Below are 13,882 nucleotides of genomic sequence, written 5' to 3'. Positions count from 1 at the left end.
AGAGATCCTGCAGACAAATGCGCAATCAGACCTGTTTGATCTCGCGTTCTTTGTCCGCGAAAATATCGTCGACCTTCTTGATGTACTGGTCCGTCAGCTTCTGGATGGCGTCGGTCCAAGTCTTCATGTCGTCTTGGCTAATCTCACTCTTCTTTTCCAGGGCCTTGGTCTGCTCCATGCCGTCACGACGCACGCCACGCACGGAAATTTTGCCGTTCTCGGCATAACGGCTGGCGGCACGGGCCAGTTCGTTGCGGCGCTCTTCGGTCAGGGCCGGAATGGGAACGCGGACCGTCTGACCGTCCGTGGACGGATTGAGGCCAAGACCGCTGTCCCGGATGGCACGCTCGACGGCGCCGACAACCGTACGGTCCCAGACGGACACCGTCAGCATACGGGCTTCGGGAACGGCGATGGACCCGACCTGCGACAGCGGAACTTCCGAGCCATAGGCTTCGACGCGTACCGGCTCCAGGAGATTTGGGCTTGCCCGGCCCGAGCGCAGACCGGAAAGGTCCCGACGCAGGCTTTCGATCGCACCGTCCATACGGCGGGTCAGGTCGGTGAGAAGGTCATTCAGGGCAGCGGACATAAGCTGTTCCTTTCAGTTCGGCGTGGTTTTCAGGAGAGAGCCTGAAGATTTCGTTGAAAATACGGAGATCAATCCGCTTCGATGATCTTGGTAAAGAGCCCTTCCCCACGCATCACGGCCCCGAAGGAGCCGGGAGCATGCATGTTGAAGACCACGATGGGCAATCTGTTTTCACGCGCCAAGCTGATGGCTGCGGCGTCCATAACGTTCAGATCGCGGGCCAGGACCTCGAGATAAGTTAATTGGTCATAGCGCTGTGCGTCCGGATTGCGGCGCGGGTCGGCGGAATATACGCCGTCCACCTGCGTACCCTTGAAGAGGGCATCGCACTCCATCTCGTTGGCGCGCAGGGCGGCGGCCGTGTCCGTCGTGAAGAAGGGATTACCAGTACCGGCTGCAAAAATAACGACGCGCCCCTTTTCCATGTGGCGCACGGCGCGGCGGCGGATATAGGGCTCTGCAATGGAGGCCATCTGGATGGCGGTCATCACGCGCGTCTCCATACCGCGACGCTCAAGCGCGTTCTGCAGCATCAGCGCATTGATGACGGTAGCCAGCATGCCGGCATAGTCACCCTGCGCGCGGTCCATACCCTTGGCGGCGGCGGCGAGGCCGCGGAAGATGTTGCCACCGCCGACGACGAGGCAAACTTCCACTCCGGAAGCCACCACATCGGCGATGTCGGCGGCAACCATGTCCACCATTACGGGGTCTACCCCTGACGGTCCGTTACCCATAAGTGCCTCACCGGACACCTTGAGAAGGACGCGCTTGTAGGAGGGGCTCTGTTCTCGAATTTCGGTCATCATGCCCGTCTCTGGCTGGATGTGTCTTGAAGTGCGCCTGTCATACAGACGTGGCGGGATTGGAACAAGCGATGTCAGAATGCCGGATTTCAAACACTACGGCACCTGTCTTTTTCAATCGTCGAGACCAATGGCGCGCAGCCTGGCCTTTTCCTCGTCCCATCCCGCACGTTCCTTGACGTTCAGAAAAAGATGGCATTTGCGGTCCAGAAGCTCCTGAAGCTCCATACGCGCCCGCGCACCGAGTGACTTGATCTTGTGACCGCCCTCCCCGATCAGGATGGCCTTGTGTCCAGGACGGGAGACGTAAATCGTCACCTCGATCCGTACCGATCCGTCCGGACGTTCCTTGAAGCTCTCGGTCTCGACAGTGGCCTGATAGGGAATTTCCTCATGCGTCTGCATGAAGATCTGCTCACGGACCAGTTCGGCGGCGAGCAGACGGTCCGGAAGGTCCGTCAGGTCGTCTTCGGGATAGAGAAAAGGACCTTCGGGCAGTTCGGCAGCCAGACGGGCCATCAGATCGCTCACGCCCTCACCCGAACGGGCGCTCAGCATGAAGACATGCTCGACATTGATGAGACCGTTGATTTCCTGCGTCAGAGGCAGAAGTTCACCACGCTCGACGAGGTCCGTCTTGTTCAGAACGAGCCAGATGCGATTCTTACTTTCGGCCAGCTTGGCGATGATCTCGCGGACATCCTCGCGCAGGCCGGATTTTGCATCCACCAGCAGCAAGGTCAAATCCGCATCCTGCGACCCAGACCAGGCTGCGTTGACCATCGCCCGGTCAAGACGGCGGCGCGGCTTGAAGATACCTGGCAGATCCACGAGAATGATCTGAGCATTGTCCTGCATGACGATGCCCAGCGTCCGAAAACGGGTCGTCTGGGCCTTAGGGCTGACGATGGACAGCTTGGCTCCGGCAATCCGGTTAAGCAAGGTGGATTTCCCCGCATTCGGGGCGCCGACGAGAGCCACGAAACCGCAGCGCGTGGTCATGTTCTGATCCTTTATTAATGACATCTCAGGACGCCACATTCTGACCGAGGTGTTTCAGCAGGGCGGTTGCCGCTGCGCTTTCTGCCAGCCTCTTACTGCCGGCTTCTCCCGTTCCCGTGTGCCCCATAGTCGTGACGCTGACGCGAAAGACCGGCGCATGTGAGGGGCCATCCGAAGACAGGAGTTCGTAACGGGGAAGCGGCAACCCCTGCGAGAGCATGTATTCCTGCAGCAACGTCTTGGGCTCCTTGTGGGGCCGGTCGGCGCTTTCGATGCGGGACTGCCAATACTGGTGGACCACACGACGGGCCGGTTCCAGACCGCCATCGAGATACAACGCGCCGAGAAGGGCTTCCATTGCGTCCGCACGGATGCTGGATAAACGCCGGATACCGGCATCTTCCTCATGTGGCGAAATCTGGAGCGAGGCCGAAAGACCGACCTGATCGGCGATTTCGGCCAAGACGGTTCGCGATACCAGATGAGCGTGACGGGGACCGAGAGCCCCTTCCTGCTCGTCCGGATAGCGCTCCAGCAGCCACTCAGCCATCAATAGGCCTAGGACACGATCCCCGATAAATTCGAGGCGCTCGTTCGATCCACTCCCCTTGGGACGCTGGTTCCGGCGGGCACGACGCGGGTCACGCCCGGAGACGGCAGAACGGTGCGTCAGGGCCTCGCTCAGCAGTTCAGGCTTCTTGAAATCATGCCCCAAGGCAACCTGCATCGAGGCCAGGGCTTCTGTGGAGGAAAGTGTCATCTGACGGGATGCAGGAAGCGGTTCCAACGAATCTCGGTCGGCCAATACCAAAACTGCCAGGCGGGATGACGCATATCCATGGAGAACAAGACGATAGGCGCGCGGCCGACAAGGTTCTGCATAGGGACAAAGCCGAGATCATCCGGGCCATCGCCTTGAAAACGGCTGTCGGCACTGTCATCACGGTCATCGCCCATAGCGAAAAAGGAACCCTCCGGCACGACATATTCGGGCGTATCGTTGGCGAACCCTTCATCCGTCAGCTTGAGAATATCATGCTCGACAGTGGGACGACCAGCGCTTCCGGGAAGGCTCTCGCGATAACGCTCTCCGCTGAGAAGACGGTTGTTTTCGTCCAGCACCTCGTAATGACCAAGCGCCGTACGCGGAACTTCGATGCCATTGAGGATCAGCTTGCCTCCCGTGACCTGAATATGGTCTCCGGGCAGGCCAATGATACGCTTGATATAATCGACTGACGTATCACGCGTGAAACGGAAAACCGCAACGTCACCACGATGAGGCGTGGAGTTCAGGATCCGGCCACTGAAGACATTCGGCGAAAACGGAAACGAGAAGCGCGAATAGCCGTAGCTGAACTTCGAGACCAAAACGAAATCGCCGATCTGCAGCGTCGGGATCATCGAGCCGGACGGGATGTTGAAAGGCTCCACCACGAGAGATCGCACTGCAAATACGGCCAGCAGCAGTACGCAGAAATAACGGATGCTCTCGCCAAGCGACTCTTCGCGGCGCGCAGGCTTGTCGCCGGCACTTTCTGAACCCTGCACGGGCCTGTTCTCCTTGGTCATGAGACGCTCTTAACGCAGCTTGACGGCGTTGGCGAGCGGTTCAATCCGGACGAAGGGTTGTGACGCGGACTGTACGACCGCCAGAGGGATCGATTGGATGATGACCTGAGCAAGAGCAAAGGGCGGATCATCGCTCATGCTGACCAGAATCTGGGCCACCTGCCCTGGGGGCGTCAGGCGCTGAAGGACCTCTTTCGCGCCACCTGAAAGCCGTAGTTCCGGCGCGCCGCCCGGCCCATTGAAGACCCCGATATCCTGAAGCATGACCCCATTAGCGAAGCCTGTGCCCAGCGCCTTCACGCAGGCCTCCTTGGCCGCCCAGCGCTTGGCGTAACTACCCATGCGCGCAACCCCCTTAAAGCGGTCGGCATAGGCGCGCTCGGCTTCGGTAAAGACGCGTTTCAGGAAACGGTCCCCAAAGCGTTCTACACTTTTTTCAATGCGCGAAATCATGCACAGGTCCGTACCCATGCCGAGGATCATGACGTCATCCCTTGGCCCGCTCGACCTGCATGACGCCCACCGCCGTCCGGAACGCCGCAATCATGGACGAGAGATGACGCAGATCCTTCACTTCAAGATCGACCAGAATTTCCATGAAATCGAGCTGCCGGTTGACGATCTTGAGGTTGATGACGCTACCATTATGCTTGGCTGCGGCGTTGGTAAGCGTTGCCAGAACTTCGGGTTCGTTCGCGGCCACGACCGAAAGCCGGGCAGTATAGGGCTCAGCGCCCTGACGGCGGCCAAGAGCCTCGTAGTCCCAGTCCACTTCCAGAAAACGCTCGGGCGTATCAGCGAAACTGGACAGATTCTGACAGCCACGACGATGAATGGTGACACCCTTGCCCTGGGCAATGATGCCAACAATCGGATCACCCGGCAAAGGTCGGCAGCATCCTGCGAAGCTGACGGCAATGCCCGAACCGATTCCCTTGATTGTGCTTCCCGAATGGGCCGCCGCATTCTTGGCCCCGACATGTCCAGCACCAAGCATGAGGGATTGCCCGAAGCGCGGGGACAGGCCAGGCACCATTCTCGGTGCCCGGACGCTCTGACGCAGCTCCGGATAGGCCACATTGACCACATCCTTGGGGCCAAGCTGTCCGTTTCCGACCGAGACGTACAGGTCTTCTACCGACGCCTGACGCAACTCCTTGAGAATCCCATCGAGGATCTTTTCGGAACCATCCACACCTTCCTGACGGAACGCCTTGGCTATGGCGGCGCGGCCGTTGTCCAGATGGACCTGACGCTGCTGCTGCGCCACGAAACGTCGGATACGGGCGCGGGCCTTGCCAGTTGCGACGAACCGCTCCCAGGACGGGGATGGCGTACCACCGCGGGCCGTCATGATCTCGACCTGATCGCCGTTCTGCAATTCGTGCCGCAATGGCATCAGACGGCCATTGACCTTCGCCCCCACGCAGGTATCGCCGACCTGACTGTGCACGGCGTAGGCAAAGTCAACGGGCGTTGCACCACGTGGCAGGGAAATCAGCTGCCCCTTGGGGGTGAAGCAAAAAACCTGGTCCTGATAGAGTTCAAGCTTGGTATTTTCGAGAAACTCGTCGGGAGCCTGACTATCCTCGAGGATTTCCAGCAGATCCTGAACCCAGCGGAGCTTGCGGGTCGGCGCCCCAAACGCAGACGACAGTGCAGCAGCTTCACGCTCGCTCGGTGTCGCATGTTCCTTGTACGCCCAGTGTGACGCCACTCCGTTTTCAGCCAGATCGTGCATTTCGGCGGTCCGGATCTGGACCTCGATTTTCTGATTGCGTGGATGACGCAGAGTCACACCAGTATGAAGGCTCTGGTATCCGTTGGCTTTGGGTGTAGAAATGTAATCCTTGAAGCGCCCGGCGATCATCGGATAAGCGCCGTGAATCGCGCCAAGCGCCATGTAGCAAGCGTCGCGTGTGGGAACGAGCAGACGGAACGCCATAATGTCCGAGAGCTGCTCGAACGCTACATTTCGACGCTGCATTTTTTCCCAGATCGAATAAGGCGATTTTTCACGCCCGGTCACTTCAACCTTATCGATTCCGCTTTCGGCGCACAGGGCCATCAGTTCCTGACGGACCTGCTCAATGACATCCGCCCCCTGCCCTCGCAGGAAGTTCAGGCGGGCACGGATCGTAGCGTCGGCTTCGGGCTCAAGCTGGGCGAAGGAAAGGTTCTGAAGCTCCGTCTTAACGCGATCCATACCGATGCGCTCAGCCAGAGGCGCATAGATGTCCATTGTCTCACGGGCGATACGCTGCCGGCGGTCTGTGCGCTGCACGTAATGCAACGTGCGCATATTGTGCAGACGATCAGCCAGCTTGACAATCAGGACACGGATATCCCGCGACATGGCCAGAACGAGCTTGCGAAAATTCTCAGCCTGTTTGGTGCGATCGGACTGGAGTTCAAGCCGGGTAAGCTTCGTCACGCCATCGACAAGGGCCGCGACATCCTCGCCAAAACGGGCTTTTAGCGTATCACAGGAAACGCCCGTATCTTCGACGGTATCGTGAAGCAGCCCCACCATGATTGAGGTCGCATCCATGCGAAAACCAGCAAGGATATTGGCGACAGCAATAGGATGAGTGATGTAGGCATCGCCATTATCGCGACGCTGCCCGTTATGGGCATTGGCAGCCACATCATAGGCCGCTTCGATCCGAATCAGATCGGCGGACGGATCGTAGCTTTCAATCCGGCGGAGCAGTCCGGCGATGGGCGGCTTGAAGTCCCCGCTCGCTACGGGTGGAGGCGCAATCGGGGAAGATGCATCAGGCATGAAGCATATCCCCCTTTCAGTAGAATTGGGCAGAAATCAGCGACGACCCCGACCGCCCAGTTCAGCTTCGATCGCGGCAGCCTCGTCAGCAGACATATTCTCTGCCATGTGGGCGTGCTCTTCCTCGGCGGAGACATCCTGTAGACCGAAAATGTTCTGGTCTGTCGGAATAAGATCCAGCACTTCCTCGTCGACGGGCTCCGGCTCCGGCGCACGAGCCAGGGACCGAATGATACCTTCGCGCAGAACCGGCAGACTTACCTTGTCTTCAGCGATTTCGCGCAAGGCGACGACCGTGTTTTTGTCGTTTTCACGATCCAGACGAATTTCCTCACCGCGAGACAGGCCGCGTGCACGCTGTGCAGCAAGCAGAACCAGTTCGAAACGGTTAGGAACCTTCTCGATGCAATCTTCGACGGTTACACGCGCCATGCGACAGCCCCCCTTCGGGTAAGACTAGGAATAAAATAAGAGAGAATGCTGGCAATAACATGCGGTTCATGCGATTGCAATCCGCACCTGCCTCACCCCCGGAATTGAACCTGAGTGCATCCAAGCTCGTTCGTAGCTGGAAGGCAGCCTTTGTCCCTGCCGTACAGGGAAACATATTTTACATACCAGGATTACCATTATGCTTCTGCGCCAGAACGAACGCACAGCCCTTTTCATCGACGGCGCCAGTCTCCATCATGCAGCCCGCAATCTGGGGTTTGAAGTTGACTTCCGCAGCCTGCGCAACCTGTTTGAAAGTCAGTGCCTTTTCCAGCGTGCCTTCTATTACGCTGCAATACCCGAGACGGACGAATATTCCCCCGTTCGCCCCCTGACCGACTGGCTGGCCTATAACGGCTATCACCTCGTTCTGAAAAATGCCCGTGAGTTTACGGATCATTCAGGAAGACGGCGTATAAAGGGAAACATGGATGTCGAACTGACAGTAGATCTTCTGGAACAGGCCGGCCGCCTCGATCATGCCGTGATCGTAAGCGGTGACTCCGACCTGCGGCGCGCCGTGGAAGCAGTACAGGCGCGGGGAGTCCGGGTCACGGTCATTTCCTCGATGCGCTCGACGCCCCCCATGATCGGGGACGACCTGCGCCGTCAGGCTGACCTGTTCGTGGAACTAGCCGACATTGCGCACTCGTTCACGCGCCGTCCTGCGGAACCGCGCAATCTCCCCAGACAGGGACCTGTCCGTCATCCTGCCGACATCAACAGTGACGAGACCAGCGATTCATGACAGCTCTGGCTTCTACCGGACCGACCGCTTCCCCGCCGCCGCCTCTTCCCGCTTCAGAAGGGGCGCGGTCAGGGATTGGGCCACTTTCAGCTGAGATGCTGATCGTGTGCCTTGATCCGGAAGACGCCATGGAAACTCTGGGCTCCTTTCTACGGACCAACAATATCGTTTTCGATTCAGCACCCGAATCGCCAAACGCAATCGTAGGACGCATCACCACCGTGATGCAGCCTCTCTCTCCGCAGCCGCTGGCCCTTCCTTCCGAACTTGAGGAGTGCAGCGCGGCTCTGTGTACCGAACTGCAAAACATGCACAGGCTCAAACTGGTCCTGACGCTCGGGATTAGCGCGCATATCGCCGTTCTCGGAGCATGCGGAATTCCACTTTCACGGCTTGATTTTCGGCCCGGCGAAATCACTTATCTGCCGGACGGACTACTTATGGCGGACGGATGCCACTTCCCGACCCACCCCATCCCGGCTGACATACTGACACAGCGGCGCTCTGCCCTGACGGAACTTTCCCCAAAAATCCGTGCAGCCCTGCGGCCGACAGTCTGCCGCTTCTGTGCCTAGCTGTTTAGTCCCATGCTTTGGTGACTTGGATTGACGATGACTTTTTCTGGCTCTGAATTCCAAAGTTTGCAGACGCATTCGTAAGGGGTGAGGCCATTCAGCGTCTTGAGCCTTCGCCCGAAGTTATAAGCCGCCATGAAGTCGTTGAGATGTGTCCTCAAGCGCTCATGACTATCGTAATGGAAGTGTTTGACAGTTGCTTCCCTAATCGTCCGGGTCATCCGTTCAACCTGACCATTGGTCCAGGGATGATTGGGTTTTGTCAGACGGTGTTCGATCCCCTGGGCTTCGCAGATCATGTCGAAGCGCAAGGGACGCGACAGGGTTGCCTTCCGATCGGCTTTTTCGACGCTTCGTCCGTTTCGGCAAGGACCGTTGATCGCAGCCCTTCAGGGCCTGTCTTCTGATCCTCAACCGTTTGACTCTTGCGCCATTTTGCAACGGTTTTCGGATTACCCCCACTCCTTACTCAACGCCGCGACGTACCTACCTTAATAATACTTCCCTACAATTCACGTAAAAATATCACGCCATCAAACTCCGGACTAAATAGCTAGATCCCGTTTCCTGTCTGTGAACGCGGCAGGAAACGGATCAGCAGAATCAGGGCCAATATTGCAAGATAAGGAGCGGACACACTGTTCAGGGTCTTGAAGGAGAGGAAGAAGTGGATACCCGCCAGAATTGCAGCGGGATAGATCAGCCGGTGCAGAAACTTCCATCGCCGCTTGAGCAAACGCAGGGACAAGGCATTAGACGTAAGGGCAAGCGGAATAAGCAGAATGAGCGCACTCATTCCCAGAATGATGAAATAGCGGTGCGTCATATCCGCCCACAGGATTGACAAGTCAAAGCCATGATCGAGGCCGACATAGGCCAGCAGGTGCAGACTGGCATAGAAAAACGTCAACAGACCGGTCAGGCGCCGGTATCGAAGCAGGTTCAGGCCTGTGAAGCGCCTCAGCGGCACGAGAGCAAGGCAGACCAGCAGGAACCGGAATGCCCAGAGACCCAGTGAGCGTTCAAATACATTAACGGGATCAGCACCGAGCGCACCGTGTTGCCCCTGCCAGACAAGCCACACTGCCGGGATCATGCCAATCGGATACAGAACCAGACGCCAGTGCCGTTTCAGAACACCGGATATCTCTGGAACAGCATGCGGAGGAAGCGCCTGCATCAGAAATTTTTCCGCAGATCCATGCCACGATAAAGATCTGCAACCTGCTCCCCGTAACCGTTGAACATCAAGGTTGGCTGCCGCTTGGCGCCGAACAGGGAATGCGCGCCAATGACCCGCTCGGTCGCCTGGCTCCAGCGGGGATGATCGACCTGCGGATTGACGTTGGCGTAGAAGCCGTATTCGTCAGGAGCGAGCCTGTTCCACGTTGTCGGAGGCTCATGGTCCAACAGCCGGATGCGCTGGATCGATTTGATACCCTTGAACCCATATTTCCATGGCACAACAAGCCGCAGAGGGGCGCCATTCTGGTTCGGCAAGGTCTCACCGTAAATGCCGAGCGCCAGTAGGGTCAGCGGATTCATGGCCTCATCCAGACGCAACCCCTCAACGTAAGGCCATTGGATGCCGGACAGGGCTTCGTTCTGGCCGGGCATTTCAGAGGGGCGTACAATGCTCTCGAAAGCAACGTGCGTGGCGCGGGGATCGGGATCGGCATCCTTCAGCAGCGTGGCAAGTGGTATACCATCCCAGGGTATGACCATGGACCATGCCTCCACACAGCGCATGCGATAGATGCGCTCCTCGATTGCCGGGGAGCGCAGAAGCTGCTCCACATCCAGCCGGACCGGCTTGCGAACAAGACCCGTGATTTCCAACGTCCATGGCAGTGGATGGAAATCCTGCGAATGGGCAGCGGGGTCGCCCTTGTCCATGCCGAATTCATAGAAATTGTTGTAATGGGTCACGTCTTCCTTGGGCGTGGGCGTGAGATTACGGGAATACGGTCCGAGATGTGTTTTGAGTGAAGCCGCGTTTGCCGCGCCCGCAAGCGTCGTCAGAGCCGCTGCGCCGCCGATAAGGCTGCGTCGGGAGAGATACATCTCTTTGGGAGTGATTTCGGATGGCAGGGGACGGGGGTAGCGAAAAAGTGCCATGATCAATTTCCGGACTGTGCAAAACTCTGGCACCTATGATGCGTGAGTTTATTGCAACGCATCACAAGGAGCCAGTTTCCATGTCCAGTCCAAAGATCGGTTTTATCGGTTATGGCGCCATGGCCCAGCGTATGGGGGCCAATCTTCGAAAAGCCGGTTATCCGGTTGTGGCGTTCGCCCCGTCGGGTGGCAAGGATGAAACGGAAATGCTCCCCTCGCCACGCGCGATTGCCGAAGCAGCCGAGATCATCATCTTCTGTGTGCCGAATGATGCGGCTGAAAACGAATCCCTGCATGGTGAGAACGGCGCGCTTGCCGCTCTGACGCCCGGCAAGCTGGTCCTCGACACCTCCACCGTCTCCCCCGATCAAGCCGATGCCTTTGCCCGTCTTGCTGTCGAACATGGGTTTTCCCTTCTGGATGCCCCCATGTCCGGCAGCACGCCTGAAGCCGAGAGCGGCGATCTCGTCATGCTGGTGGGCGGTGATGAGGCGACGATCAAGCGCGCGCAGCCGATTCTGGATGTCATCGGCAAACTGACGATCCATGCCGGTCCTGCTGGTTCGGCTGCACGGCTGAAACTTGTTGTGAACGGCGTGATGGGGGCAACGCTCAATATCATCGCAGAAGGCGTGTCTTACGGGCTTGCCGCAGGACTGGACCGCGATGTCGTATTCGAGACGCTTCAGCAGGTGGCCGTCGTCAGCCCGCATCACAAGCGCAAGCTGAAGATGGGCCAGAACCGGGAGTTCCCGTCGCAGTTCCCCACACGTCTCATGTCCAAGGACATGGGACTTCTGCTGGATGCCGGACGCAAGGTCTGCGCGTTCATGCCCGGCATGGCCGTCGCCGATCAGGCACTAGCTCTTTCAAACCGTCTACATGCAAATGAGGACTACTCGGCCCTGATCGGCGCGATGGAACACAGCGTTGCCAATCTTCCCCATAAATGAGAACGATATGCGGGAGCGGCTGTCTCTGAGGACGGTCACCTCGCCTTATTGTGCCAAGGAGTGACATCATGGCTTTTGAACTTCCCCCCCTGCCCTATGCAGAAAATGCCCTCGCCGGTGCCGGCATGTGCCAGGAAACGCTGGAACTGCACCACGACAAGCACCATCAGGCCTATGTCACGGCCCTGAATGGTTTCGTGGAAAGCAAGCCGGAACTGGCTGGCAAAACGCTTGAAGAGATCATCGCGTTCTCGCACGGCAAGCCCGAGATCGCTCCGGTCTTCAACAATGCAGGCCAGCACTGGAACCACATCCTGTTCTGGAAGAACCTGTCCCCCAAGGGCGGCCAGATCCCGACCGGTCTGGAAAAGAAGATCGCTGAAGACTTCGGCTCTGTCGAAGAGTTCAAAAAGCTCTTCAAGCAGGCTGCCACAACGCAGTTCGGCTCTGGCTGGGCCTGGCTGGTACTGGACAAGTCTGGCAAGCTTGCCGTGACGAAGACGGCAAATGGCTCCAACCCGCTGGCCGAAGGCCAGGGCAAGGCACTGCTGGGCCTCGACGTCTGGGAACACGCCTATTACCTCGATTTCCGCAATCGTCGTCCGGATTACATCACGAACTATCTGGACAAGCTCGCCAACTACGAGTTTGCGGAAGCTGAACTGAAGTCTGCCTGATCCCTCTCGGGTTCATCAGACAAAAAAACGCCCCGTCCGGTTCTCCGGGCGGGGCGTTTTTCGTGAACGGTTTTTTTTGCAACCCTACTCAGGAATCGTTAGCCGGCTTTTCGCGGGACGTGATGTTCGTAATCGTGCTGCGAACGATCTTCACGCGCACGCCCTGTGCGATTTCGACGTCCACTTCATCGCTGTCGTCCCGCGTGGCCTGCACGACGCCAACGATGCCGCCTGCCGTCACGATGCGATCACCACGGCGCAGGGAGCCCTGCTCATCACGCAGCTTGCGAGCGCGCTGCTGCTGGGGGCGGATCAGCAGAAAATAGAACACCACGAAAATGAAAATCATCGGGGCGAACTGAAGAACCTGCGGATTAGACAGCAGGCCACCACCATCGGCGGCCTGGGCGGAAGAAATGAACAGACTGCTCATGGATGTAAGGGTCCAGTCTTGAGTGAAGCTGGCGGGGACCATATCGTCCGGGGGCTGCCCGTCAAGCACGGCGCTGTTGTCTTTTGATTTCAACCTCTCGTTCCGGAACCGTTTCCCATGACCGACCATGCCCTGCTCAGTGTTCTCGAACGTATTGCCGACAGCCTGGAACGGATGAGCCCGCCTCCGCCGAGCGCAGATATCCTTCATAAACACGACGCCTTTCTCTGGCAGGCCGCACTGGGTGTGCTGACGCCAGTGGAGAAAGTTTCTGGCGTTCCTCTGTCGCTGTTGCAGGGTGTGAAGCGGCAGATGGATCAGGTAATGGCCAATACACGGCATTTTGCCGAGGGATTCAGCGCCAATAATGTGATGCTGTGGGGCGCGCGCGGCATGGGGAAGTCCTCGCTCGTGAAAGCCTCCGTTGCGGCCGTGAACGAGGAACAACGGGCGGAGGGGGGCGGAACACTGGCGCTGATCGAGATCCAGCGCGACGAGCTTGCTTCCCTGCCCAAACTGCTGGCCGTTCTGCGGACCACGCAGCGTCGCTGCATCCTGTTCTGCGATGACCTTTCGTTCGAGAGTCAGGACGCGGACTACAAATCCCTCAAATCCGTACTCGATGGCGGGATCGGCGGACGTCCTGAGAACGTCCTGATCTATGCCACGTCAAACCGGCGTCATCTGATGCCGCGGGACATGATCGAGAACGAGACAGGCAGTGCGATCAACCCGTCGGAAGCGATTGAGGAAAAGGTCTCCCTGTCAGACCGGTTCGGTCTGTGGATCGGGCTGTATGGCGCAACGCAGGACGATTACCTGGCGATCGTTGAAGCCTATGCGGCTTATTACAAACTACCGGTTCCACGCGATGAGCTCCGCCGGAAAGCCTTGCAATGGGCCATGGCGCGCGGCAGCCGCTCGGGTCGCGTGGCCTCGCAGTTCATTAGCGATCTGGCTGCGGAGCTAGGTATCACACTCGAACAGGAGGCCTGAATTTTACGATTACTTTTGCTCGCACAAGACTATGATAATCGCAGTACTCGTTCCGCAGCAGTGATTCCAACGCACTGTGAGCCTGGAAATACGCATTGTGAGTGCAGCCCGCGCATGCCTGATGGGACGTCGA

At 58.2% G+C, this 13,882-nt stretch carries 16 protein-coding genes and 1 pseudogene; 5 read left to right on the top strand and 12 right to left on the bottom strand.

What is annotated here, in order from left to right; genetic code table 11:
- Window positions 1–25: 25 nt before the first annotated feature.
- From frr to rpoZ, 8 genes are all read right to left on the bottom strand, one after another.
- Window positions 26–592, bottom strand: a complete 567-nt coding sequence (frr, locus tag GSP01_RS01430; protein WP_141349887.1) for a ribosome recycling factor — start codon at window positions 590–592, stop codon at window positions 26–28.
- A gap of 68 nt (window positions 593–660) precedes the next feature.
- The gene (gene pyrH, locus GSP01_RS01425; RefSeq protein ID WP_373320082.1) at window positions 661–1,401 is read right to left on the bottom strand and encodes a UMP kinase; all 741 of its coding nucleotides are present in this window, start codon (window positions 1,399–1,401) and stop codon (window positions 661–663) included.
- Between the two features lie 111 nt (window positions 1,402–1,512).
- Window positions 1,513–2,400, bottom strand: coding sequence for a GTPase Era (gene era, locus GSP01_RS01420; protein WP_141349885.1), 888 nt, complete (start codon window positions 2,398–2,400; stop codon window positions 1,513–1,515).
- Window positions 2,401–2,425: 25 nt separating this feature from the next.
- Window positions 2,426–3,160: a ribonuclease III gene (rnc, locus tag GSP01_RS01415; protein ID WP_141349883.1), complete on the bottom strand. Its 735-nt coding sequence runs from the start codon at window positions 3,158–3,160 to the stop codon at window positions 2,426–2,428.
- Window positions 3,157–3,972: a signal peptidase I gene (gene lepB / locus GSP01_RS01410; RefSeq protein ID WP_228123659.1), complete on the bottom strand. Its 816-nt coding sequence runs from the start codon at window positions 3,970–3,972 to the stop codon at window positions 3,157–3,159. The genes rnc and lepB overlap by 4 nt, the downstream gene beginning before the upstream one ends.
- A gap of 9 nt (window positions 3,973–3,981) precedes the next feature.
- Complete coding sequence (acpS, locus tag GSP01_RS01405) at window positions 3,982–4,455, bottom strand: holo-ACP synthase (protein WP_141349881.1); 474 nt, start codon at window positions 4,453–4,455, stop codon at window positions 3,982–3,984.
- Window positions 4,456–4,459: 4 nt separating this feature from the next.
- The gene (locus tag GSP01_RS01400; RefSeq protein ID WP_141349879.1) at window positions 4,460–6,757 is read right to left on the bottom strand and encodes a RelA/SpoT family protein; all 2,298 of its coding nucleotides are present in this window, start codon (window positions 6,755–6,757) and stop codon (window positions 4,460–4,462) included.
- A gap of 36 nt (window positions 6,758–6,793) precedes the next feature.
- On the bottom strand, window positions 6,794–7,189 hold the full coding sequence (gene rpoZ, locus GSP01_RS01395) for a DNA-directed RNA polymerase subunit omega (protein WP_141349877.1): 396 nt from the start codon (window positions 7,187–7,189) through the stop codon (window positions 6,794–6,796).
- 199 nt (window positions 7,190–7,388) lie between these two features.
- Between rpoZ and GSP01_RS01390 the strand changes: the two genes are divergently transcribed.
- On the top strand, window positions 7,389–7,997 hold the full coding sequence (locus GSP01_RS01390; protein WP_141349875.1) for a LabA-like NYN domain-containing protein: 609 nt from the start codon (window positions 7,389–7,391) through the stop codon (window positions 7,995–7,997).
- Window positions 7,994–8,572: a uracil-DNA glycosylase family protein gene (locus GSP01_RS01385; RefSeq protein ID WP_141349873.1), complete on the top strand. Its 579-nt coding sequence runs from the start codon at window positions 7,994–7,996 to the stop codon at window positions 8,570–8,572. Before GSP01_RS01390 ends, GSP01_RS01385 begins: the two co-directional genes overlap by 4 nt.
- On the opposite strand, the pseudogene GSP01_RS01380 reads toward GSP01_RS01385, so the two are convergent.
- From GSP01_RS01380 to msrP, 3 genes and pseudogenes are all read right to left on the bottom strand, one after another.
- Window positions 8,569–8,877: pseudogene (locus tag GSP01_RS01380) on the bottom strand (integrase core domain-containing protein); the annotation flags it as partial. The gene GSP01_RS01385 and the pseudogene GSP01_RS01380 overlap by 4 nt on opposite strands.
- Window positions 8,878–9,125: 248 nt before the next feature.
- Window positions 9,126–9,752 (bottom strand): protein-methionine-sulfoxide reductase heme-binding subunit MsrQ, encoded by a 627-nt coding sequence (msrQ, locus tag GSP01_RS01375; RefSeq protein ID WP_174787509.1) that lies wholly within the window; start codon window positions 9,750–9,752, stop codon window positions 9,126–9,128.
- Window positions 9,752–10,690 carry a protein-methionine-sulfoxide reductase catalytic subunit MsrP gene (gene msrP, locus GSP01_RS01370; RefSeq protein WP_141349871.1) on the bottom strand — a complete coding sequence of 313 codons (939 nt, stop codon included), beginning with the start codon at window positions 10,688–10,690 and terminating at the stop codon, window positions 9,752–9,754. Before msrP ends, msrQ begins: the two co-directional genes overlap by 1 nt.
- An 80-nt stretch (window positions 10,691–10,770) precedes the next feature.
- On the opposite strand from msrP, the gene GSP01_RS01365 reads away from it, so the two are divergent.
- Both GSP01_RS01365 and GSP01_RS01360 read left to right on the top strand, forming a co-directional pair.
- Window positions 10,771–11,643, top strand: a complete 873-nt coding sequence (locus GSP01_RS01365) for an NAD(P)-dependent oxidoreductase (RefSeq protein WP_141349869.1) — start codon at window positions 10,771–10,773, stop codon at window positions 11,641–11,643.
- Between the two features lie 68 nt (window positions 11,644–11,711).
- The gene (locus GSP01_RS01360) at window positions 11,712–12,320 is read left to right on the top strand and encodes a superoxide dismutase (RefSeq protein WP_141349866.1); all 609 of its coding nucleotides are present in this window, start codon (window positions 11,712–11,714) and stop codon (window positions 12,318–12,320) included.
- A gap of 88 nt (window positions 12,321–12,408) precedes the next feature.
- On the opposite strand, the gene yajC is transcribed toward GSP01_RS01360, so the two are convergent.
- Complete coding sequence (yajC, locus tag GSP01_RS01355; protein WP_099285371.1) at window positions 12,409–12,753, bottom strand: preprotein translocase subunit YajC; 345 nt, start codon at window positions 12,751–12,753, stop codon at window positions 12,409–12,411.
- Window positions 12,754–12,870: 117 nt separating this feature from the next.
- Between yajC and GSP01_RS01350 the strand changes: the two genes are divergently transcribed.
- Entirely contained in the window at window positions 12,871–13,749 is an 879-nt protein-coding gene (locus tag GSP01_RS01350) for an ATP-binding protein (protein ID WP_141349864.1), read from the top strand.
- Window positions 13,750–13,882 lie beyond the last annotated feature (133 nt).

The organism is Gluconobacter sphaericus NBRC 12467, assembly GCF_006539125.1.
Classification (GTDB): domain Bacteria; phylum Pseudomonadota; class Alphaproteobacteria; order Acetobacterales; family Acetobacteraceae; genus Gluconobacter; species Gluconobacter sphaericus.
The sequence above is the reverse complement of the archived record's forward strand: the minus strand, read 5'-3'. Positions and strand labels throughout refer to the sequence as shown.